This window comes from Brevibacillus brevis (assembly GCF_031583145.1).
In the GTDB taxonomy this organism is placed as follows: domain Bacteria; phylum Bacillota; class Bacilli; order Brevibacillales; family Brevibacillaceae; genus Brevibacillus; species Brevibacillus brevis_E.
Genome location: NZ_CP134050.1, coordinates 1,964,970 through 1,986,199, shown reverse-complemented (window position 1 = coordinate 1,986,199; position 21,230 = coordinate 1,964,970). Strand labels below are relative to the sequence as shown.

General features: G+C 51.7%; 25 protein-coding genes and 1 pseudogene. 17 read left to right on the top strand and 9 right to left on the bottom strand.

Features of this window, described 5'->3' with window-relative positions; all coding sequences use genetic code 11:
• Positions 1–202: 202 nt before the first annotated feature.
• Entirely contained in the window at positions 203–385 is a 183-nt protein-coding gene (locus RGB73_RS09900) for a DUF6199 family natural product biosynthesis protein (RefSeq protein ID WP_310771419.1), read from the top strand.
• 187 nt (positions 386–572) lie between these two features.
• The gene (locus RGB73_RS09895; RefSeq protein ID WP_310771417.1) at positions 573–1,478 is read left to right on the top strand and encodes a copper amine oxidase N-terminal domain-containing protein; all 906 of its coding nucleotides are present in this window, start codon (positions 573–575) and stop codon (positions 1,476–1,478) included.
• A gap of 127 nt (positions 1,479–1,605) precedes the next feature.
• On the opposite strand, the gene RGB73_RS09890 is transcribed toward RGB73_RS09895, so the two are convergent.
• The 3 genes from RGB73_RS09890 to RGB73_RS09880 are packed head-to-tail and all read right to left on the bottom strand — an operon-like array spanning position 1,606 to position 5,924.
• The gene (locus tag RGB73_RS09890) at positions 1,606–3,513 is read right to left on the bottom strand and encodes an ABC transporter ATP-binding protein (RefSeq protein ID WP_310771415.1); all 1,908 of its coding nucleotides are present in this window, start codon (positions 3,511–3,513) and stop codon (positions 1,606–1,608) included.
• Positions 3,510–5,240, bottom strand: coding sequence for an ABC transporter ATP-binding protein (locus RGB73_RS09885; protein ID WP_310771413.1), 1,731 nt, complete (start codon positions 5,238–5,240; stop codon positions 3,510–3,512). The genes RGB73_RS09890 and RGB73_RS09885 overlap by 4 nt, the downstream gene beginning before the upstream one ends.
• Before the next feature lie 27 nt (positions 5,241–5,267).
• Entirely contained in the window at positions 5,268–5,924 is a 657-nt protein-coding gene (locus tag RGB73_RS09880; protein WP_310771411.1) for a TetR/AcrR family transcriptional regulator, read from the bottom strand.
• Positions 5,925–6,115: 191 nt separating this feature from the next.
• Between RGB73_RS09880 and RGB73_RS09875 the strand changes: the two genes are divergently transcribed.
• From RGB73_RS09875 to RGB73_RS09815, 14 genes and pseudogenes are all read left to right on the top strand, one after another.
• Positions 6,116–6,949 carry an MBL fold metallo-hydrolase gene (locus tag RGB73_RS09875; protein WP_310771410.1) on the top strand — a complete coding sequence of 278 codons (834 nt, stop codon included), beginning with the start codon at positions 6,116–6,118 and terminating at the stop codon, positions 6,947–6,949.
• A gap of 205 nt (positions 6,950–7,154) precedes the next feature.
• Positions 7,155–8,024 carry a pentapeptide repeat-containing protein gene (locus RGB73_RS09870; protein ID WP_310771408.1) on the top strand — a complete coding sequence of 290 codons (870 nt, stop codon included), beginning with the start codon at positions 7,155–7,157 and terminating at the stop codon, positions 8,022–8,024.
• Positions 8,025–8,606: 582 nt separating this feature from the next.
• Positions 8,607–8,783 (top strand): hypothetical protein, encoded by a 177-nt coding sequence (locus tag RGB73_RS09865; protein ID WP_310771406.1) that lies wholly within the window; start codon positions 8,607–8,609, stop codon positions 8,781–8,783.
• Between the two features lie 232 nt (positions 8,784–9,015).
• The gene (locus RGB73_RS09860) at positions 9,016–9,654 is read left to right on the top strand and encodes a flavin reductase family protein (protein WP_310771404.1); all 639 of its coding nucleotides are present in this window, start codon (positions 9,016–9,018) and stop codon (positions 9,652–9,654) included.
• A 171-nt stretch (positions 9,655–9,825) separates the two neighbouring features.
• Positions 9,826–9,975 carry a hypothetical protein gene (locus RGB73_RS09855; protein ID WP_310771402.1) on the top strand — a complete coding sequence of 50 codons (150 nt, stop codon included), beginning with the start codon at positions 9,826–9,828 and terminating at the stop codon, positions 9,973–9,975.
• A 105-nt stretch (positions 9,976–10,080) separates the two neighbouring features.
• Positions 10,081–10,317, top strand: coding sequence for a hypothetical protein (locus RGB73_RS09850; RefSeq protein WP_310771400.1), 237 nt, complete (start codon positions 10,081–10,083; stop codon positions 10,315–10,317).
• Positions 10,318–10,820: 503 nt separating this feature from the next.
• A complete protein-coding gene (locus tag RGB73_RS09845) occupies positions 10,821–11,033 on the top strand; it encodes a hypothetical protein (protein WP_310771398.1) in 213 nt (70 codons plus the stop codon).
• A gap of 235 nt (positions 11,034–11,268) precedes the next feature.
• A complete protein-coding gene (locus RGB73_RS09840) occupies positions 11,269–11,352 on the top strand; it encodes a YjcZ family sporulation protein (RefSeq protein WP_310774231.1) in 84 nt (27 codons plus the stop codon).
• A 709-nt stretch (positions 11,353–12,061) separates the two neighbouring features.
• On the top strand, positions 12,062–12,142 hold the full coding sequence (locus RGB73_RS09835; RefSeq protein WP_310774228.1) for a YjcZ family sporulation protein: 81 nt from the start codon (positions 12,062–12,064) through the stop codon (positions 12,140–12,142).
• A gap of 341 nt (positions 12,143–12,483) precedes the next feature.
• On the top strand, positions 12,484–12,687 hold the full coding sequence (locus RGB73_RS09830) for a hypothetical protein (RefSeq protein WP_310771396.1): 204 nt from the start codon (positions 12,484–12,486) through the stop codon (positions 12,685–12,687).
• A 241-nt stretch (positions 12,688–12,928) separates the two neighbouring features.
• A complete protein-coding gene (locus RGB73_RS09825; RefSeq protein ID WP_310771394.1) occupies positions 12,929–13,390 on the top strand; it encodes a hypothetical protein in 462 nt (153 codons plus the stop codon).
• Positions 13,391–13,818: 428 nt separating this feature from the next.
• The gene (locus RGB73_RS30735; RefSeq protein WP_463675651.1) at positions 13,819–14,058 is read left to right on the top strand and encodes a hemoblobin-interacting domain-containing protein; all 240 of its coding nucleotides are present in this window, start codon (positions 13,819–13,821) and stop codon (positions 14,056–14,058) included.
• 496 nt (positions 14,059–14,554) lie between these two features.
• Positions 14,555–14,762, top strand: a pseudogene (locus RGB73_RS09820) (helix-turn-helix transcriptional regulator).
• Positions 14,759–15,109 (top strand): hypothetical protein, encoded by a 351-nt coding sequence (locus tag RGB73_RS09815; protein ID WP_310771392.1) that lies wholly within the window; start codon positions 14,759–14,761, stop codon positions 15,107–15,109. Before RGB73_RS09820 ends, RGB73_RS09815 begins: the two are co-directional and overlap by 4 nt.
• A gap of 390 nt (positions 15,110–15,499) precedes the next feature.
• Here RGB73_RS09815 and RGB73_RS09810 read toward each other — a convergent pair whose 3' ends face one another.
• The 3 genes from RGB73_RS09810 to RGB73_RS09800 form a co-directional block, all read right to left on the bottom strand.
• The gene (locus tag RGB73_RS09810; protein ID WP_003387736.1) at positions 15,500–15,721 is read right to left on the bottom strand and encodes a helix-turn-helix domain-containing protein; all 222 of its coding nucleotides are present in this window, start codon (positions 15,719–15,721) and stop codon (positions 15,500–15,502) included.
• A 515-nt stretch (positions 15,722–16,236) separates the two neighbouring features.
• Entirely contained in the window at positions 16,237–17,160 is a 924-nt protein-coding gene (locus RGB73_RS09805) for an ABC transporter permease (protein ID WP_310771390.1), read from the bottom strand.
• Positions 17,161–17,194: 34 nt separating this feature from the next.
• Positions 17,195–18,058 (bottom strand): ABC transporter permease subunit, encoded by an 864-nt coding sequence (locus RGB73_RS09800; RefSeq protein ID WP_310771388.1) that lies wholly within the window; start codon positions 18,056–18,058, stop codon positions 17,195–17,197.
• 262 nt (positions 18,059–18,320) lie between these two features.
• Between RGB73_RS09800 and RGB73_RS09795 the strand changes: the two genes are divergently transcribed.
• Positions 18,321–18,737, top strand: a complete 417-nt coding sequence (locus RGB73_RS09795) for a VOC family protein (RefSeq protein WP_310771386.1) — start codon at positions 18,321–18,323, stop codon at positions 18,735–18,737.
• 79 nt (positions 18,738–18,816) lie between these two features.
• Here RGB73_RS09795 and RGB73_RS09790 read toward each other — a convergent pair whose 3' ends face one another.
• The 3 genes from RGB73_RS09790 to RGB73_RS09780 all read right to left on the bottom strand — a co-directional run bounded on the left by RGB73_RS09790 (position 18,817) and on the right by RGB73_RS09780 (position 21,128).
• Positions 18,817–20,067, bottom strand: coding sequence for a M24 family metallopeptidase (locus RGB73_RS09790; protein WP_310771384.1), 1,251 nt, complete (start codon positions 20,065–20,067; stop codon positions 18,817–18,819).
• A gap of 161 nt (positions 20,068–20,228) precedes the next feature.
• The gene (locus RGB73_RS09785; RefSeq protein ID WP_310771382.1) at positions 20,229–20,690 is read right to left on the bottom strand and encodes a chemotaxis protein CheX; all 462 of its coding nucleotides are present in this window, start codon (positions 20,688–20,690) and stop codon (positions 20,229–20,231) included.
• A 138-nt stretch (positions 20,691–20,828) separates the two neighbouring features.
• The gene (locus RGB73_RS09780) at positions 20,829–21,128 is read right to left on the bottom strand and encodes a hypothetical protein (RefSeq protein ID WP_310771380.1); all 300 of its coding nucleotides are present in this window, start codon (positions 21,126–21,128) and stop codon (positions 20,829–20,831) included.
• Between the last annotated feature and the right edge of the window lie 102 nt (positions 21,129–21,230).

Here is a 21,230-nt window from a genome sequence, read left to right as displayed (position 1 = left end):
TCCTATTGGGTTAGATCCTTCGGGACACGATTTGTCACACGTTACGAATAAAAAAACGATCCCGGTTTTGGATCGCTTGTTTTGCATGCTTTTTTCCGACCGGCTATCGCTCCTTCCTTCCCCGATGAAACCTAATTATTTCCAATACGTAGGAGAATCGAAGTAAAAAAATTGCAAGTAAGCCCGCGGAGGTGATCGCTGTATGCTGCTAGGAATCCTGCTGATCGTATATGGAGTGTTATCCATCCTGGCTCCGGGAGTGATGTGGTTTTTGCTGGAGGGGTGGAAAATCAAGGATGCTCAGCCATCCGAGGCCGCCATTACCTTTGGAAGAGTGTTTGGCGCAATCGCCCTTGTAGTCGGGATCTTGCGAATTGCACTGTAAGGCAGATGGAGTCTCCCGTTGACGCGGACAGTTCCGAATCGCCCCTGAAATCCTCATTGTAGCACAGGAAAAAAACGGGAAGTGCTTTTTTGCAAAAGTGTCCTCCCGTTGCAACTTTTTCCTCTCCGCCTCCGTCAGGTACTTGCCAAGACGGCATACATAGCATCTAGAAGGAGAGGACACGAACATGAAAAAACTGGTATCTTCCACATTGGCAGCGATCTTGCTGACGAGCAGCATCTCCGTAGCGCTGGCGGCAAATGCCGACAACAAAGGGAACGGACAAGGCAACAGCAACGGAAAGGCTGAAGTGAAAGCAGAAGCAAAGGCAAACACGAATGATGAAACGGCGGAATCCTCTGACAGCTCGACAGCGGATCCGGAAGATGCCAATCCATCTTCGATCAAAGACGTCGCTTTGAAAAAACAACTGATCGAGCTTCGCCAGGAACTGAAGCATGCCTCCGAGGTGACTGCGGAGCAAAAAGAGAAATACGAGCAGCTCGTTGCTGATCTGGAAAAGAAAGCGGACAAGCACGGGGCTTTGGAAGTGCAGCTGGAGCTCCTTTCCCGCACGTACCAAAAAGGCGACCATACCCCTTTCAAGAAATTGGGCGAACTGCTTGAATCGGCAGGCGAAAAGGACGTCAAAGCCTTCGTGGATGGCGAGTTGGTCCAGTCGGATGTGGCTCCGTTCGTGCAAGGCGGACGAGCATTGGTGCCTGTACGAGCCATCAGCTCCGCTCTTAAGGCAGATGTGAAATGGGATGCGGAAAAACGCACGGTGCTCATCACTCGTGGAGAGCAGTCCATTACGCTGTACGTGGACAAAAAAGAAGCGACCGTCGATGGCAAAACGATCGCACTCGATATCGCGCCTGTCCTGAAAAACGGCCGTGTCTTCCTGCCTCTCCGCTTTATCAGTGAGCAGCTGAATGCCAACGTGGATTGGCAAGAGGAAGGAAAAATCGTCATCATCGACGACTTGCAGGAGCAGGATGAAGCCAAAGCGGATGATTCCCGGAAAGACGACAGCTCGGACGCGGACAAGGAGTCCGAGGCGAGCTCGACCGAAAGCACTGATACCAAATAATTCCCGAAACAAACAGGCCCTCGCACGATTCGCGAGGGCCTTCTTGCTGGTTCGGCTGTCTTTTGTTGAAAAGCGTGATTTGGCCCCATCCCCAGGCGATGTCCTGCCCATCCACGCCCCGTTCCCGTCAGCTCACTTGCTGAGTTGCACTGCCCTGGGAAAACTGGCTGTTGTACAAATCGGCGTAGAAGCCGCCTTTTGCCAGCAGCTCTTCGTGATTGCCCTGCTCAATGACGGTTCCGTGATTCATGACGAGGATCAGATCAGCGTCCCGGATCGTGGAGAGCCGGTGCGCGATGACAAAGCTCGTTCGGCCTTGCATCAGGCCGCTCATCGCTTTTTGGATCAACAGCTCGGTGCGGGTGTCGACACTGCTCGTCGCCTCGTCGAGAATCAAAATAGCCGGATCGGCCAGAAACGCTCTCGCAATCGTCAGTAGCTGCTTTTGTCCCTGCGAAATGTTCGAAGCCTCTTCATTCAATACCGTCTCATAGCCATCCGGCAGCGTACGCACGAAATGGTCCGCATGCGCGGCCCGTGCCGCCTGAATGATCTCTTCCTCGCTCGCTCCTGCGCGGCCATAGGCGATGTTTTCCAGGACCGTCCCGTTGAACAACCACGTATCCTGCAGGACCATCCCGAACTGGCTGCGCAGTTCGCTGCGTGGCATGCTGCGGATGTCCCTGCCGTCGATCGTGATTCTGCCCTCTCCGATCTCGTAGAAGCGCATGAGCAGATTGACAAGGGTCGTTTTTCCGGCCCCGGTCGGACCCACGATCGCTACCGTCATGCCGGGAGTCACATCGATGTTCATGTGTTGAATGAGCGGCTCGCCTTCTTTGTAGCCAAACGACACATTCTCAAACCGCACATGCCCTTGATAGCCGGTGGAAGCCGTCTGCGAAACCGCCTCTTCCGCTTCCTCCCGCTCGTCGAGGATCTCAAAGATGCGCTCGGCAGAAACCAGTGTCGATTGAATGATGTTCGCGATGTTGGCCGTCTGCGTGATCGGCTGGGAGAACTGCTGGGCGTACTGGATAAACGCCTGAACGTCCCCGATGGAAATACTGCCGCGGGTCACCAGGATTCCTCCCACCACGCTGACGAGCACGAAGCCGATGTTTCCGACGAGCATCATGAGCGGCATCATGACGCCGGCGATGAACTGGGCCTTCCAGCCGGATTCGTACAGCTTCTCGTTGATGGAATCGAACTTCTCAATCGCGCTCTGCTCGCGGCCGAACGCTTTTACGATCTTGTGCCCCGTGTACATCTCTTCGACGTGTCCGTTCAAAGCTCCAAGCGCCTGCTGCTGTCCTTTGAAATGCGGCATGGAACGCAACGCGACTTGCTTGATGACGACAAAGCTGAGCGGAATCGTCACCAGCACGATGAGCGTCATGAGCGGACTGATCGTGAGCATCATCACGATGACGCCGATCAGTGTAATGACGGAAGTAATCATCTGCGTCAAACTTTGCTGCAGCGTACCGCTAATGGTATCGACGTCATTGACCACCCGGCTCATGACTTCCCCGTGCGTGCGCCCGTCGAAGTATCTAAGCGGCAGCCTCGCCAGCTTTTCATTCACTTCTTTGCGCAAGGTGTAGACGATCTTCTGCGCGACTCCCGCCATGAGGTACTGCTGCACGTAGGCAAACAGCGACGAGAACAGATAGAGCCCGATCAAAGTCAGGACGATCTGCCAGACGGCGGAAAAATCGAACGTGGCCCCCGGCACTCCCTTCAGTTTCCCCATGAAGCCTTCGAAAATGGTCGTCGTCGCATTTCCGAGCAGCTTGGGACTCAGGATGCTAAACAATGTGCTGAGCGCCGCCGTCAGGAAGACGACCGACAGCTTCACCCGATACGGCTTCAGATAGCCGAGCAAGCGCCGCAGCGTTCCCTTGAAGTTTTTGGCTTTTTGGCCAGGCATGGTCAGCATTCCCGGTCCTCCGCCAAATCCCATTGGCCTCTGCCCACCTGGCCCTGCCCCTGGGGGTCCGGGAGGTGTGCGCCGTTGTTCTTCACTCATGCGATCTCCTCCTCTGTCAGCTGGGATTTGACTATCTCCCTGTACACTGCGCAGGTTTCCAGCAGCTCGCGGTGCGTGCCGGTTCCCGCGATTTCGCCCTCTTCCAGTACAATGATCTGGTCTGCGTCCATGACGGTATTTACCCGCTGGGCCACGATGATCACCGTCGCGTTCTCGGTTTCATTTTTCAAGGCCGCACGCAGCTTTGCGTCTGTCTTGAAATCCAGCGCGGAAAAACTGTCGTCGAACACGTACACATCCGGCTTCCGGACCAGCGCCCGTGCGATGGACAAGCGTTGTTTTTGTCCCCCCGACAGATTCGAGCCTCCTTGGGCGAGGACGGTGTGGACTCCGTCTTTCATGTCGGCGATGAACTCGGCCGCCTGTGCGACCTGAGCCGCATGAACGACTTCCTCATCCGTCGCATCTTCTTTTCCGTAACGAATGTTGTCTGCGATCGTCCCCGTAAAGAGCAACGCCTTTTGCGGGACGAATCCGATTCTGGAGCGGAGCGCGCTTTGGGACATGTCCCGCACATCCGTATTTCCGATGCGGATGCTGCCGCTCTCGACGTCATAGAAACGCGGGATCAGGCTCACCAGCGTCGACTTGCCGGAGCCCGTGCCGCCGATGATGGCAGTGACCTGGCCCGGCTTGGCAGTAAAGGAGATCGACGACAGCGCAGGCTTTTCCGCACCCGGATAGCGGAAGGTCACCTTGTCAAATGTGACTTGGCCTCGCTCGCTGCTTTCTTTGGTCCCCGCTTTTTCGCTATCGTGAATGACCGGATCGGTTGCGAGCACTTCATGGATGCGCATCGCGGAGGCTGATGCCCTCGGCACCATGCTGAACATCATCGACGCCATCATGAGCGAGAAAAGAATCTGCATCGCATATTGCAGAAACGCCATCAAATCGCCGACCTGCATATGCCCGGTGCTGATGCGCAGGCCCCCGAACCAAATGATGGCGATTTGGGTCACGTTCATCATCAGCATCATGACGGGCATCATCCCGGCCATGATCTGGTTGGCTTTGATCGCCGTCGCAGTGACATCTTCATTCGCACGGTTGAAACGTTCCTGTTCATGCTCGGTCCGGTTGAAGGCGCGGACCACGCGGATGCCTGTCAAATACTCGCGAAGCACCAGATTCAGCTTGTCGATCTTCGTTTGCATCGCTTTGAAATAAGGAATTCCTTTGGAACCGATCCCGAAGATCGCCAATGCGAGGATCGGAACCGCTACGATTATGACGAGAGACAAATGAGCGTCCTTCGACAGCGCCATGACGATTCCGCCGATACACATCATCGGCGCCATGACCATCATCCTCAGCATCATGTTCAGCACTTGCTGGACCTGGGTGATGTCATTCGTCGTTCGCGTGATGAGCGAAGCTGTCCCCAGTTTGTCGAATTCCTGAAGCGAGAATCTTTCAATATGGGTGAACACACTGCTGCGAAGCATCTTCCCGAAGCCGGAAGCTGCTCGCGAAGACAAGTAGCTGGCTGCCACGGACAAAACCGCTCCCACTGCCGATACCAGCAGCATCAACCCGCCGATTTTCCAGATGTAGCCGGTGTTTTCTTTGACGATGCCTTCGTTTACGATGTCGGACATCAATGTCGGCAGATACAAATTCGCGATGGATTGAAGCAGCACAAATACCATGGTCATCACGACCATATACCGGTAAGGCCGCAAGAACCGCATGAGTTTTACCAAAAGTACCACCCTCCGGTATGAATTAAGCTATCGCGCGTTCGCGCGGATCATTGCGGCGCACGTACGCGCCGCGTCCCTGATTTCGCTTTGCAGCAGCTGCTCGGCCTCTTCCAGGCTTTTGCCCTGCTTCAGCAAAGCATCCTTCTTCCGCTTCAGGAAGCCCATGGCGTGCATGATCGCTCCCCAGTATTGCTCCGTGAGCAGCTCAGGTGACATCGGCCGGATTTGTCCTTCTTCCATCCCCTTGCGAAGCGTCTCAATAACGATCTGCAGATTGTTGTGACGCCAAACGTGTTGGAGCATTTCCTCTTGTGAAAACAGCTCCTGCAGATCGAAGCGCATCCGGAAGAAAAAAAGCACGTGCGCCGAGTTTTCAAACAGGTTGTGAAACTGGACAGATGCAAAGTTTTCGCACAGCTCTACCGCCGTGCCTTCCCGGGAAAATTGCTGGCGGGTGTGCAGATTGGACAAGTGAAACATGTGCAGAAACAGGTCGCGAAACAGGGACCGCTTGTCTTTGTAGTAATAGTACACCAGTCCTTTTCCTATCCCTGCCCGCTCCGCGACATCCACGATTTCGGCCGCAGCGTACCCTTTTTCCACGTAAACGCTCAGGGCGCCTTTCATGATTTCCTCTTTTCGACGAAGCCGAATCTCTTCGTTTTGCTCTTTCGTGCGAGGCACAATCCCTTCCCTCCATGCCGTTTTTACATTGACTTTCGTGTCAGTCAAAAATATAAACGGCTCAGCTGAATGTGTCAATAGGTGAATCATAGCGGATTTCTGTAAACGGAATGTAAACGGGATGAAAAAACATATTTCCTCTCCACTAGGTAAACAGTAACGAGAGAAATCAATCCCGGTGAGGTGTTCCTATGGCACATCCCTTTCTCCCCGTCACTTCAGTGGCGAGCGGCCTCTGGCAAAACGTCGCGCCAAATCTGGACTGCCATTGCATCCAGATCGTCAACATCGCTTTCATCAGCCAAGCGGAAGGACAAGCAGGATGGTTCCTCGTCGACACAGGCATGCCAAAATCTGCTGACGACATTCTCGCGGCCGCAGAAGCGAAATTCGGCGGCCAGCCGCCAGCGGCAATTCTCCTTACGCACGGGCACTTTGACCATGTCGGAGCTGTCGCGGAATTGGCGGAGCGCTGGAGAGTCCCGGTATTCGCCCACGAGCTGGAATTTCCCTATCTGACAGGCCAGACCGATTATCCCGAGGGGGATTCCACCGTCGAAGGCGGCCTAGTCGCCAAGCTTTCTCCCGTCTTTCCCAACAAAGCCATCGACATCCGGAAGCATTTGCAAAAGCTGCCCGCTGACGGAAGCATCCCGGGACTGCACGGCTGGCGATGGCTTCACACTCCCGGCCACTCCCCCGGACACGTCTCCTTTTTCAGAGAGGAAGATCGTGCGCTGATCGCAGGAGACGCGTTTATTACCGTCAGGCAAGATTCCTTGTTTAAGGTCATGGCGCAAATCGAAGAAGTGAGCGGGCCTCCCCGTTATTTCACGACCGATTGGGAGGCAGCCGGAGAATCCGTCCGCAAGCTCGCCGCTTTGAGGCCAACCGCAGCTGTGACAGGGCACGGCCCTCCTCTTTCAGGCGAAACGCTCTCGGCGGGGCTGACGACGCTCGCCCGGGATTTCGACCAGGTGGCCGTTCCGGATTACGGCAGGTATGTAGAGACTTCCCACACGTAGGACATGCCATACGGCTGTCCTTTTTTTCATGGACGTGGGCTCGGGCTCCCAAATGAGTGCTTTCTGGAGGCCCGCTCCCCTGCCATCGCCTTGGGCTGCGCACCTTGCAAATCGCGGGTCTGCATCGTTTGACGCGAAGCGAATTCGATACTATGATAGAAGGTACTTTTTTGGATATAGAAGAAAGGTGTTCAGGAGGACAGCCATGTCTCAGAATCGTACCGATCATGCCACCATCCCCGAAAGGATGCGCCTGCATCTGCAAGACGACTGCGAAAAATGCTTCGGCTTGTGCTGTGCAGCCCTTCCCTTTGCCGCTTCGGAAGATTTCGCCGTCGACAAAGACGCCGGCACGCCCTGTTCACATATGCAATCCGACTTTCGCTGCGGGGTCCACGGAAAGCTCCGGCAAATCGGCTTTCGCGGCTGCACCGTTTACGAATGCTTCGGGGCAGGACAGAAAGTGGCCCAAGTCACCTACGAAGGACGCGACTGGCGCCAATATCCGGAAACCGCGAAGCAAATGTTCGAAGTTTTCCCTATCATGCGCCAGCTACATGAGCTACTCTGGTATTTGACCGAAGCGATCGCTCTGCCGCAGTCGCGCTCCATCCATGGCGAACTGCAGGACGCGCTGAACGAGACGGAGCGTCTCACTCTCCTCTCCGCCGACCAGCTTCTCGAAGTCGACGTCGCCGCACACCGTGCCCAAGTAAATACCTTGCTGCTGCGGACAAGCGAGCTTGTTCGTGCTGATGCGCTCGCCAACCTGAAGGGCGGCAAACGGCCGAAAAAAGCGTACGGCCGGGGAGCGGACCTCATCGGCGCCAAGCTCAAGGGAGCGGATTTGCGAGGCGCAAACCTGCGAGGTGCCTACCTCATCGCAGCCGATCTTCGCGGGGCAGACCTGCGCGCCGCCGACCTGATCGGAGCGGACTTCCGCGATGCCGACATCAGTGGTGCCGATCTTACCGGCAGCATTTTCCTCACCCAGTTTCAGATCAACGCGGCCAAGGGTGACGACCATACGAAGCTGCCGCCATCGCTTGCACGCCCGCCCCACTGGGCCAGTTAAGCGGCAACGGTAACAGTCGGATCCAAGGAAAGGATCGGGTATCCATGTGGACCTTATTCGAAATCTTTGCCGTTTTCCAGGATGGTGAACCAGCGGAAGGATCTGGGCGAGCCTTCCGCGTTTCGCATCGATGTGCTGTGCCTGGTGTCCGCCGGGCTCTTTTGCGTGATCGGCTGGGGCAGGCATCTTTTGATCCGGGACGCATTCTCGTCCCGTCGGATCGTTCCCCCTCTTCAGGCTGCGCCTGCGAGATGTTACATACGTGCGAAGGAGTTGAGCTTTTGTGCCAAATCGAATCACAGGATATTTCGTTGGAACATTCGGATTGTCCATTCTATTGTGTTTCATCCTGACGTCATGGTTAGAAACGGATGAGCCTGTCCTGGCTTTTTTCTTGAGCCTTATCGCTTCTCATCTCATCATAGACAAGCTCGATCAGCTTCAAGAAGAATCCCGCCACCGCAGCTAATCGGCCTGCAGCGGGCAATAGTGGCCATGCTCTCCATCCTCGCGAAGCCCCTCCCTGTTTGAGCCGTACCCAAGCGGGGGATACTGGGAAAAAAGCGAATGGAGGTTGCTCACTTGAACCATTCTCAATCGGGGAAAATTTCGTTTACGGACTTTGGCGGCCATTTGCTCCTGAACCTGCTGGAGTATGAGGAATTCTCTTCACCGAGGGAGCCTATCGGCAAACCTCGTCGCGAAAAAGAGCGCAAAGCTGTTTCCCGCAGGCTCTCTCCTGATCTGCCCATGACCTGATCGCCTTCTTGCCACACCAAACTCGCTTCTTCCTCCCCGGGACGTCGGGCGACTTCGGGCATGTGAACGTTGCCGCTCTCTTCTTTGATTTCGCACCTGGATGCTCCAGCTCCCTTCTACTGAATGAAAGCGCAAAATTTCGAACCCGCCGCTGCTTATAATCAGGGATAGGTCTCAAACAAGAGACATCGAAGCCTTGTCGCTTCATTTTCGAGTGGAGGGAGCAACGAATATGCACAAAGTAGTGGAGCCGAAAATATTGTACTTTGGTACGCCGGTCGTACTCATCAGCACCTTGAATGAGGATCGCACACCCAATCTCGCCCCGATGTCTTCCGCATGGTGGCTGAATCAGTCGTGCATGCTCGGAATGGGCGGCTCATCGCAAACCGTGGCAAACCTGATACGGGAGCGGGAATGCGTTTTGAATCTTCCTTCTTCCGAGCTGGTCGGCGCAGTGGACCGTCTGGCGCTGCTCACCGGCCGAAATCCTGTGCCAGAGAAAAAAGCTCAGGTCGGCTATCGCTTTGAACCGGACAAATTCGGTGCCGCAGGGCTCACCCCGCAAGCCTCCGACCTGGTCAAACCGCCACGTGCCGCCGAGTGCCCGGTCCAGCTGGAGGCCGTGGTAGAGCAGGTGCATGACTTCGGCCAGCCCAGCACGCTGAAAGCGATTGAAGTTACGATCGTCCGCGTCCATCTCGATGAGCAGCTTCTCATGGCCGGCGAAAAAGACTACATCGATCCCGAGAAGTGGAACCCTCTCATCATGAATTTTTGCGAGTTCTTTGGCCTCAGCAACAAGCTGCATCCTTCGCGGCTGGCACCGGTCTTTTCTCCTCCATCCAGAGCAGTCGGGAATGGCAATTGACAAAAAGGGGGCCGGTTCATCCGATCCCCCTTTTGATTTCCCCTTTCCAACCCTTTTTTTCAGCATTCTCCCGCGTTTGACCCGATCATCCTGCCGCCGGTAAACAGACCTTCGTTTCTCCTGAAACCAAAAACTGTAAAAGACGTATTACTTATAGAAGGGGGCAACGACGTGGACCATTTGTTTGGATGGTTCGCGATCATGATGGCGAACTACATTCGCCCCAAGTGGATCGGGTACGTGATCATTGCCTCTGTCATCCTTTTGGCATTGCTTGGATTTTATCCGATGAACGATGATGATGATTGGATCGGCCATTAGCATCGTGCAAAAGGAGGGAGGCTTCCCGGCTGCGCCTGAACCTCTCATCAAAACATAGACGTTGGAAAGACTGAGGCAGTACAGTTCATCTGCAGGAGGGATTCGATGAAACGAATTAGCTTTTTCATTACCTTTTTTTCGTTCGTGCTGGCGACAGGAGCGCTTTTCTTACTGGGAGAATGGCTGTCGATTCCTTGGCTCACGTTCCGTCACGAGTTTGTGGACAGCCCTGATGGATTCACAATAACTGCCGGATCGTTTGTCCCCGTTCTCATCGGGCTTGCCGTCAGTTTTGTGGCGGAGACGATCTACGTGCGAAGATACCGCAAAAAACTCGGGTAACGAATCCGGGTTTTTCTTTTTTCCCAGGCTCGGCTTCAGCCGTTCCGTAGAGTTGTCTGGAGATCTACGAAAAACTCTGTCATATCTCTCAGTGCTGTTATCTGGTAAAATAATCCTGAAATATAAACAAAGAGGATCTGTCTCATGAAGAATGGCCAGAACATGGCAGTGCAGTGTGTCTTTTAGCGGGCTGGCAGAACGAAAACCAGATAAAAGCCGCGATGAGCCTTTGGATCAAATGGTAGATATATCTCGGCGGAAGATAACAGAGTGGAAAGGTGCCATGCACGCTTTGTCCGAAAAGTATCAGGTAGATTGATCTCCATTGAAATAGATTCTTGCTGGTCGGAAATCCGTGTTGTTATCGGGGGACGGCTATTTATTGCTTTGACTCTCCCTTTTCTTATGTGAACAGCACAGCCGAGAGTACAGCTGATACCGATAAGGATCGTCACTTACATGCCATGATTGTAAGCTCATGAAAAATCAGAGGTGGGAATCCAGTGAACAAATTGGAGAAAGCCATTATTTATCTCTTTAGCTTTATCTTCTTCCCCATTGGACTGATCATATGGATCGTTTCCTGGTTTAACCAAAGCCAGCCATTCAAACGTGTCGGGCGAACCGCCTTATATGTTGCTGCTGCCTCTTTTTGCATCCATATCATCATAGGGATCCTGAATTTTGTCCTGTACGCTAACATAAAACTGCATTAATGGGCCATTCGCATTCCCAGGGCTCCATTGCCAGTCCCCACTTTTCGGCATGTGTACCGCTCCCTGTGTCCCGGCCATCCCCCTGTATGCGTGCCGCATCACTCTCCATGCCTTCACTGCCTATGTAAATAAACCCAAAATTACAATGTATGTGGCAATGCCCTTACATTGTCCGTTGCTTTGCATATCTTGCTCTAGAGGTTGTTCCTCAATCTAATCTTAGGGGTGGTAATCAATGAGTGATGGATTCTTTGGTGACAACTTTGCATTGATCTTGGTTTTGTTTGTTTTGTTGTCGATCGTTGCATGTGCTTGCTAATTTTCCAATGGTTGTGGGCGGCTACCAAGCTGCCCTTTTTTACAATCAAGCTTGTTGAATGATACATACTCTTGTTTGTCCAGTTCGCAGCATAAGGTGAAATTTATGGGGATAGCTGAAATTTTCATTCGGCATTTCCTTTCGTGTGGTAAAATTATACAAGTATCCTATTCGTTGCTTTTTCGGGGTGAACTAGGAGTCCTTTTGCAAAAACAATGCAACACAGGCTTGCATCGCTGCTCTTATCGGGACGATGATTTTGATTTGGATCGGTTTGGTCTCTCGACTACTAGGTGCTTGAGATCGTAGCGTAGCCTTTGCCTGCGAGAAAGCTGCTCCTGTCGATATTGTCATCGCCGAAGCAATCTGTTAATCGTGTGGTACCAAGCCGCATACACAGAGGTGTTTCTTATGGGACGCATTCTTATTGCCTTTCTCTGCTTTTTCCTCATCACTCGACTCATGACTATATTGCGAAACAAAAGGAGTCCATTGACAACGGCAGGCTGGAAGGGAGACCTCGCGACTGCTTTCTTCCAGACTGTTGTCGTCGTTTTCATGAGCTATTATTTTACGTAATCAGCATGGTGTGCACGACATGCCATCTACCCAAATTTTCCACTCCCTGTAAATTCGCCCTTACATCGTTTACGAAATCGCATAGCTTGAGTTTGAGGTTTCTCCTCAATCTCGCATAGGGGTGATATCGATGGGATTTTTTGATGACAATTTTGCATTGATTTTGGTGTTGTTCGTTCTGTTGGCCATTGTTGCTTGTACTTGCGATTAATGTGTATGGGCAGCTGACATGCTGCCCCTCTTTCCCTTTGATCAATCCCCGGATTTTTGCCTTGTGCCACCTCTTCGAATGAGGTCACGCATCCATCGGGAATAAATTGGCCTCATCCACTCCCTCATGATCACGGCTCTCCAGGTCTCGACCTGTCCCTCTATCGAAAGCTGCTTGCTTTATGGGCATCCCTGTAATGACACGACTGGTGTCTGTCGTATTCTCTCTTCAGAACAGTCGAAACCAAATCTCCCTTGTGATTTGATATCGAAAGGTTTCTATTTTACGAAAGATGAACGATCCTAATCATGGAAAAACATGGCGAAAGAGATGGAGGCATCATGCAAACGAAGATTAGCATTGTCATAGGTTTTCTTGTCGGAATGACTTTGGTTAATTGGGATATCGATTATTTTTTTCTCCAAGAAATAGGCGTCAGCCCCTATTACATAAGAATTGCGGTTAAGCTTGTAGGTTTTATCGGTGCATTGGTTTGCGGATTGACGTTGCTTTTCGATGCCTGGAAAGCCATTCGCTCTAGCTAGGAAAACACTTGCGGTCACAGAGAGGAGTTGGTTGAAGGCATCCCCCTGCACATGATCAACAAAATTGACAAAGCCTTCGCTTGTTACCGGGGATCTTTTTTCGGGAACATAGACTTCCTATTCTCCCGTTTTTTTACTCCTGTGCATTTCACCCTTTCTTTTTTGCACGCGAGCACGTTTTTCCCCAGCGTGTATGGACGATAATGATCATAAACGTGGTTTTCTATGGGTGGGGGATTCTGTGACATTTTTGCTCATCAGTGTTCTGCTCTTCAATACGATTGCTTGGATCCTTCCGAAAAAGCTTACTAGATTGGAAATGTATACGACATCCTTATTTGCTTTTGCACTGACAATCGTTACCGATGTGTACCTGGACCTAAAGCATGGTTTCTATGGTTACTTTAAAGTCGGAGCAGACTACGAAGCATTGATTGTTTTTATCGGTCTGTACCCCTCCTTCAGCATTATTTTTCTGAACCTCTTTCCTTATGATCAAGGCATGGCCAAAAAAACGATCTACTTGGTTTGCACATGGCTATTCTGTCTTTTGTATGAGAAAGCAACCCTTACCCCAATTGGATTTTTCTACTACAATGGATGGAAACTGTGGTATTCTGCCATTCTTTATCCCATTCTGTTGGGGGTGCTTTGCTTGCATCTGTTTCTCCTTCGAAAATGGGTTTCAACCGCACAAAAGTAATGAGGCTGTATCTGAAAAAGAGGGATATCTGGTGAGGACAAGGGTTTTTCTGACTCACGCGGTGAAGAAGTTGAAGAATTTATTTTGATCCTGGAGAAGAATGACCGGTAACCAGTTATTTTGAACTTGGTACTTTGCAAACACTCCATGGATTTGGTTGGGTGTTTTTATTTATCCCATCGATTTGTGTTGTTAACTCCAACCGATGATTCTGTCGAAAACAACTACTGTAACGCAGTACATAGGAGCTGTATAATTTGATTGCCCGTTGTAAATTTTCTTTCTTATCCGTTGATGGAACGCCGTGTGCGATGAAAGTCGCCCGCACGGTGTAGGCTCGAGCGAAAGCCCTCAAAAATAGTAGGGAATAAGTCGAGAATAGCGTAACACCAACAGTCGAGTCACAAACAGTAAATGTCGGTAGTCCAATCCTTTTTAACATCACACCGGACAATCCAGATTGGCGGAGTAAACTCACATCAATTGTTATGCTTATTCCGGATCAAGGGCCGCAATCGTATGAGATAATCGCTGTGTATGACACTACGAAACCGAATTTGCCATTTAAACCAACAAGTTCTGCAATTTTCGCTGTTACCGGAACATTTATCTTTACTTTTAAAGCAACTGGGTATCCTGATGTAGTTGCAACATTTACTGTTGAATAATCCATCAACGAACCCTTAGGGAAGCCTAGGGGTTTTTTTTCTCAAAGTTACCGTTTGGTTAACCAATCGCTCTTCGTGCTGACCTGCAAATTCCGTTTGGAGTAATTGCGTAGATCGCCCCCGATCTTCTCCAGCAACTCACATTTGTAACCTGCCCAATGATGATACTGACCTCGTCCATCTATCCATTTCACATACACCGTTTTCCTCTGATAATGACACATCGGGTCCCGTTGTTCAGAGACTGGTACCAGCTGTTTTTTCCTTTGCTCTTCACGTGTCTAACCCAGTCACCCTTTTTCAGTCCATTCAACGCTTCCGTTGACATGTCGCTCGTGATCCTCCGCCCGAGTTTATCGTATTGATTGCTCATATTCGTCTTTCCTCCCTAACTAAATGCGGTAAATTCGAAAGTATCATCAATGTAAAGCCAGCTTGACATACACTCGATTGTAAAGTGCACTTTACGTAAAGCTAACTTTACATGAGGTGAGTAATGAAGAATCGAGTACGTGAAAAAAGTCTTGAGCAAGGGGGGGCACAAGATACGCTATCCGAAAAAGTGGGCGTGTCGAGACAAACCATTATTTCTTTGGAAGAATGGGAAGTATAATGCCTCCTTAATCCTTGCTCATAAGCTGGCTCAAGTCTTTGACTGTTTAATCGAGGATCTGTTTATTTTTGAAGGAGATGAGAATATATGATCGACACGTATTATGCTTTGCTTGGTTTGCTTGGCGGGCTCGTCATTGGCTTGTCATGCCTCTATCTTGGAAATAAACTATCAAAGAAAAAACGCGGGTTAGACGAACGTCATCATATGATCCGAATGAAAGCTAAATCTTCCTCGTGGATCATAACGCTGGCGACAGTATATATTCTCTTCTTAGCAGTCATTCTAAATGTCAGTATTTCAATTGTTATTATTCTTGGAACGTTAATGCTGGTTCAAATTGGAAGCTGGTACTGCCAACTTCGATGTAGAGTTCAAGTATTAACACAGATTGAGCAGTTTGTTGCCCTTGTAAATGTGCAGCATACGACAACATGATGGACGAACACGCGTCAAACTAGTAACGACTAAATCGAGGTGAATCGCCTTGTGGATGAAACTGTCTTCTGTCATTTTGAACATTTTCCTTGGAATCGCTGGTGTGTACGTTCTCATATTTGTTGTCGTCAACGGTGGCGCTCTAAATGGCAGCCGACCTCCCAGTCCCACACCGCTCGGGTATTTGGTGATCCTGATTTACTTGTTCGTTTGTTTCGGACTCAATTATCCTTTTGCCCGTAGATCCGCCAGCATCGGGAGATATTGTCTGACAAGCGTTTCCATCTGGTTCGTTTCCTTTTTCGCAACCATCCTGCTATAGGCGCCTGCAAAAACAAAAAACCCTCCCTTCCGACCAAGGGAAGAAAAGGGAGGCTGGGTGGACTGGGTTCAAATCTCTAGTTCACCAAGTCGAACGAGTTCGACTACTGCCTGAGATCGACCTTTTACACCTAATTTTTGCATGACATTGCTAATGTGATTGCGTACAGTCTTTTCACTGATGAAGAGTTGTCCGGCAATCTCCTTGGTTGTCTTATCTTGGACCAAGAGTTCAAACACTTCTCTTTCGCGATTCGTTAACAACGGCTTGGTTTGGTCGCTACCCTTCAATCGTGCCACCCCTCCTTGTGGGCTCTACAGGAACAAGGTTGAGGGATTACAGAGTCACCTTATCCTATGATGGGGGGTGGGTGATGGTGCCGGAATTTCAAGGATTTTAGGCTTTTGCCATACATCCTATTCAAAAAATGGGCAATGGGTTCCGAACACCTTCTTTTTTGTCGCTCCGTTTTCCAGGAACCTTGTTTCGTTTGCCTCAGGTACGTCCCACTTTCTGTTTTTCTCCTCGGCAGGTGACGTGAACCATTATAAGAAAGGACGACGATGGCCGCCAGTTTCCCGGGTCTTTCGCGAGTGCTTCATAAGGCCCGCGAAAGGAACCTGGCGTCGGAACCCAAGGCCAACACCGCCCCCGACAATTCAATCTATTCATCTGGGATCGGAACTGCTCCCCCCTTTTTTCACTTCTCTTCAATGTTGTTTACCTGTGCCCATCCTCCCCAGTGCAAAGACCCCGGATCCATGAATGGTCCGGGGTAATTCTTCCTTCTTTTGCTTCGCTCTGCTTAAATAAATGGCGATCGATGATACGTCTGTTCGAACTTTTCCCGAAGCCCCTTGGCCAGCAGCGTAAAGGAACCGACCGCCCAAATGAACGCGAACAGCGGGGTAAGGAAGATCCAGGTGTAATTGCTGTACACAAAGCCGCGGTACGATCCCAAAAGGCCTGCCCATTCATGCGTAATGGAGTGGTACATGACGGGGTCCATCGTCATCTTGGTGCCTCCGACAAACAGGTCAAACATGCCCAGGAGGCCCATCAAGGTCATGATCGCGACCATTTCCGTCACCAGGATGATGATGAGCTGCTCCTTGAGATGGGGCAGGATATGGCGGAAAATGATCTGCTCCCGCCCCGCTCCCAGCGATGTCGCAGCCAGGACGTACTGCGTTTCTTTGATCTGCTCTGTCTTTTGCCGGATGGAGGAGGCTACGCTCGGCGCTCCCAGGACGGCGACCACCCCGATGAAGAGGGCCACCAGTGTAGAGGTGGGCATGAGCGGATTGATGCTCACGCCTTTCAGCAAGAAGTAGACCGGGATGAAGATCGGCATGTAGCTCCATGCGTTCTCGATCGCCAGCCACCAGCGCTGGGGCTTGTCCTGAAACCCGATGTACAGCCCGATGACGGTGCCGATCAACAGACGGACCAGGGCGATGGCGATCGTCACGAACACCGTGTACGGCGCGCCGTGCAAGAGCAGCGTCAGCAGGTCGTAGCCCCACTTGTCCGTGCCGAGGATGTGTTCGTCGGACGGCGGCAGCGGCGGGGAAATGATGACCGTCTTTCCTCCCACGACCTCATTGCGCAGCTTTTCTTGGAACTCCAGCTCGTACGGGGCCATCGATGGTCCGAATACCCCTACGAGGAGCAGGAGCAATACCAGGATGGATCCCATCCACAGCGATCCATTGAATCGTTTCTGCATAGCAAAACCTCACTCGCGACAATGAAAGTAATACCTATTTATAGATGACCGCGCGCTCGAAGAGGTACAAAATCGCGCGAATCAGGAGATAGACGAGGATCGACAGCAAAATGATTCCCAAGAGCCCCATTACCGCGGCATTGAACTGGTACGGACTGCTCTTGCTGAAAATAAACCGCGTCAAGCCGACCACATTGAGCAAATACTCGACGATGAACAGGTTGGCGACGGTGATCGCGATCGTCTTTTTGAGATCAGCCAGCAAAAAGGGCTTGATGTTCTTGTACACGTGATGGAACAGCACATGCCAGATGCCCATTCCTTTGGCCAGCGCCGTCTTGATGTAATCCTCGCCGCCAATCTGGGTATACTTCAGGCTGACGACTTTCATCAAGAAGATCGTGGGGCCGATCGCCAGCAAGGTCATCGGGAACCAGTCGTTTGCCGCATCGCTCGTCGGAGACAGCGTAATGATCCGGATATTGGTCCATTTGTAAAAACCGATCGCCGCCAGAATCGACACAAAAATCAGAATAAAGTCCGGAATCGTAGCGATCAGGTTGAGTGCTTTTTGAAAGTGGCGCACGATGGCGAAACGCTGCAAAAACAAACCAAACACGAGGCTCGCAACGACGGCAATCAACACGCTGGAGAACAGCAGTTCAAACGTGCTTGCGGCAAAAGGAAGGATATCCTCCGCGATGCTTCGCTCGTTTTCGCCCAAGTAGTAAGTCCCAAGCGATCCCCCTGCGATCTGCTGAATCAGGTAGGCGGTCCGGACAACCACATTTTCCGGCGCGAACACAATCTCTTCTTTTACCGTATACAACATGAACGGCCCGCCGCAGACCACGATGACCAGAAAAAACATCCCTACCAGTTGTTTCACATAGGACAAACAGACATACCCCCCTTACTATTTCCAACAATACACCATCTAAAAAAATTCGACTAGACAATCAAAAATATTTTATGTTTTTTTATATTTCTGATAAAGGACGGGTTGAACTGCCAGCAAATCCGCCTTCGTGAAGAGAGAATGGAAGAAAAGAAATAGCTAGTGCAACTTACTCTTCCCTGACATCATCTGTCAGGGAAGGAAGGCTATGATGAATACAAGCATGGAATATCAGATAAACTCTTCGGGAGGTACGAGAAACATGAATCATACACACGCATTTCGCGGAATGGCGACGGTGAGCTATTGGGCGGAGGATCTGGAGGCGGCAAAGAAATGGTACACCGAGCTGCTCGGCATTGCCCCCTACTTTGAACGGCCGGGGTACGCAGAATTTCGCCTCGGGGATTTTCAGCATGAGCTCGGCCTGATCGACAGGCGCTACGCTCCCGCCGGAACGGCTGCCGGTCCGTCCGGCGCTGTCCTCTACTGGCACGTTGACAATGTGGCGGCTACACTCCAGAGGCTGCTCGCCATGGGGGCGACGCAGTACGAAGAGCTCAAGGAACGCGGGCATGGATTTGTCACGGCTTCCGTACTCGACCCATTTGGCAACATTCTCGGCATCATGCACAACCCGCATTATTTGGAGGTGCTGAGCGCGCGCAAAGAGGCATAGGGGTCTCCATCGTTATCCCGTACAGGAAAAAAGGCAGCTCTCGATTCGTCCAAAGCTGCCTTTTCCCTGCGCGCGTATGTTAACGGATGTATGCAAATGAACGCTGCCTCTTCGCCAGATAGTGCACCTTGTCCCCGACAAACGAAATCGGTTCCTCCAAATAAAGAACCACATCTTGTTCCCACTCTGGCACGTATTGCCGGATGTTGAATTCCATCGCGAAACAGGTGCGGTTCCGCAGCGGCAGATCTCCCCGGATCGGGATTGGTTCCTGCCTGTCGTACAGGCCGATGAGCGGCCCGGCCGCATGGCAGTGGTTTCCGATCGGATGCGAGTAGAGCATGGCACGGATCCCTTCTTCTCTGGCCTGCTGCATGCAGCGGCGAAAGATTTCGTTTCCTGTCCGTCCTTCCACGAAGTTCTCTTCGATGATTTCTTCTAGCCGTAGCGCGGTCTGCATCGCTGCCTGAAGTCCCCTAGGCGCTTCGTCCTCGCCTGCTCTTGGCACATACGCGAGCTGCTGCGTATCGGTCGCCAGCCCCAAATAATGAATCCCAAAATCGATATGGACGATGTCACCGGGCAGTATGACCACGTCCTCGAGCCGGTCTCCGCCCTTCCTCACGACATCGACCGTGGGGAAAAAGGAGGTCTGGATGCCCAAATCGCTGACCTGCTGGCGGATCCAATCCACTACCTCCGACGTATTCGTAACCCCCGGCGTTATCACATCATTGGACAGCGCTTCCGCCGCCAGGCTTCTCGCTGCTTCCGCGATGTCCGGATAGGCGCTCAATTCCTCCTGACTGCGGATTTCAAGCCAGTCGAGCGCGACCTTTTCGGCACTGACGACTCTCGCTGCGTACTTGTCTCCGATTGCTGCCAGCAGCTTTTGATAATGCGTATGGGTCAATCCGTCGCAAAAGCTGTAATGTTCGGATAAATTTATCCCGATCTGGCGCGGGTCCCTCTCACGGATCAGCCGGGCTAGACATTCCCACTGGTCTTCGCCTCCTGGCTTCCACGCCCGCACGTAAAACGGAGCGAAAGCCGGATTGGGATGAATGACGTACCGCTCCACGCTTCCGTCCCTATTCAGGAAAAAGGCAAACAGCGTCAAGCGTCGGGAGCTGTCCACAGCGGAGGGAAACAGCGTCTCCGCGATCGGGTCCTCGTGATATTCCCGCCCTGCGATGACCCATAGATCCAGCTGCCGCTCGTTCATGATCGCAGGGAGGATCGTATCCAATCTTTCCTTCAGCCACCGGTCTTTGATGACTTCTCGTTCCTTGATCGCAAGCAGCTTTCTGTTCCCAGCAAATCCGTACAAAGGCGTTTCCCCCTTTTTGACCCGGTCATCTGCCGCAAAACTATGGTCACCTGCGCGGTTGCCGACCTCTTTTTCCGGAGAGCAGGCATCGGCATGAAGCTCCAGGCAAGGTGCGTCCGGGCTGCCGGATTCCTCTACGAAAAAAGACGGCCAATGCCGCCTTAGTCCACGACCAACATCTGAATTTCCATGCGTCCCATGTCTTGCAGGTCGAGTGGTGCCGTAAGTGCCGTACCGGTTACTTCCTTCAAGTCTTGACGCAGCAAAAACAGCGGGGGTGTGATATCGACCGTCACCCCACGGCTAGACAAAATGGTGCTCGCGTTCCCCGAGATCATATTGCCCAGTTCCGAAATCGCACTCTTCCCCATCTCGTCCATTTCAGTGACGGGAAAGCCTCCCATCATGGCAGAGACAATGCGCAAAGCCAACTCTTCTTGCAGGCCAAAATACACGGTACCTTGCACTTGGCCAGTCATCCCGATCCGAATCCAGGTGTGGTTTTCCGGATAGATCCATTCTTTTTCAGCCATTTCTCCCCGCGAGATAGCTACGTTGCAAACCTGCTGAATCACGAATGAAGCAGATTCTAGAAATGGATCCAAGACGTCAAGGTCTTTCATCACAGCTTCCTTCCTTTCCCGGGCAATTCTCTCTGCAATAGCCTCATGATCGTGTCATTTTTGGCAGGAGTAACAGGAGTAGAAACTTCTGCCGATGGCCTAGCGAACGCGCGTGGGCACCCATTCCTTCCTATGTGTTCAAAAAAACTTTACAGGAAAATGGTTACGCAGGCAAGGTATACCTGGAAACAAATCCTCGACTTTCGCCTCATGCCTGGTGGTGAAAATATAGGCACAAGCGCGCAAGTCCAGCACCTCTACTCCTACTTCGTGACTGCTCAGCTGCCACATGGGTAAGCACAGGCGTTCAAAGGCAAAAACCGTATCTCCAAACGCCAGACATTCGCGAATGCAGCGCTCTGGCGGGTACGATTCATCATCTTCCAGCAAATGGACAGGCTCCAGGCCGAATTGCTGCAGCAAGTGCAGTCGGTCCATTTTTTGCTCCTGCTTTTTGTTTTTGACCGTTCGCCGTGGCGATAGCAACGGATACTCCCTACACACATATTCCCATTTAATTCCGTGATAAAACATGTTTTG

Coding starts and splice junctions, on each gene's coding strand:
- RGB73_RS09805 (WP_310771390.1), bottom strand. CDS start 17,160: ATGCAGAAACGATTCAATGGATCGCTGTGGATGGGATCCATCCTGGTA.
- RGB73_RS09840 (WP_310774231.1), top strand. CDS start 11,269: ATGAGTGATGGATTCTTTGGTGACAACTTTGCATTGATCTTGGTTTTG.
- RGB73_RS09835 (WP_310774228.1), top strand. CDS start 12,062: ATGGGATTTTTTGATGACAATTTTGCATTGATTTTGGTGTTGTTCGTT.
- RGB73_RS09830 (WP_310771396.1), top strand. CDS start 12,484: ATGCAAACGAAGATTAGCATTGTCATAGGTTTTCTTGTCGGAATGACT.
- RGB73_RS09870 (WP_310771408.1), top strand. CDS start 7,155: ATGTCTCAGAATCGTACCGATCATGCCACCATCCCCGAAAGGATGCGC.
- RGB73_RS09860 (WP_310771404.1), top strand. CDS start 9,016: ATGCACAAAGTAGTGGAGCCGAAAATATTGTACTTTGGTACGCCGGTC.
- RGB73_RS09815 (WP_310771392.1), top strand. CDS start 14,759: ATGATCGACACGTATTATGCTTTGCTTGGTTTGCTTGGCGGGCTCGTC.
- RGB73_RS09895 (WP_310771417.1), top strand. CDS start 573: ATGAAAAAACTGGTATCTTCCACATTGGCAGCGATCTTGCTGACGAGC.
- RGB73_RS09780 (WP_310771380.1), bottom strand. CDS start 21,128: ATGGACCGACTGCACTTGCTGCAGCAATTCGGCCTGGAGCCTGTCCAT.
- RGB73_RS09875 (WP_310771410.1), top strand. CDS start 6,116: ATGGCACATCCCTTTCTCCCCGTCACTTCAGTGGCGAGCGGCCTCTGG.
- RGB73_RS09785 (WP_310771382.1), bottom strand. CDS start 20,690: ATGAAAGACCTTGACGTCTTGGATCCATTTCTAGAATCTGCTTCATTC.
- RGB73_RS09890 (WP_310771415.1), bottom strand. CDS start 3,513: ATGAGTGAAGAACAACGGCGCACACCTCCCGGACCCCCAGGGGCAGGG.
- RGB73_RS09795 (WP_310771386.1), top strand. CDS start 18,321: ATGAATCATACACACGCATTTCGCGGAATGGCGACGGTGAGCTATTGG.
- RGB73_RS09850 (WP_310771400.1), top strand. CDS start 10,081: ATGAAACGAATTAGCTTTTTCATTACCTTTTTTTCGTTCGTGCTGGCG.
- RGB73_RS09900 (WP_310771419.1), top strand. CDS start 203: ATGCTGCTAGGAATCCTGCTGATCGTATATGGAGTGTTATCCATCCTG.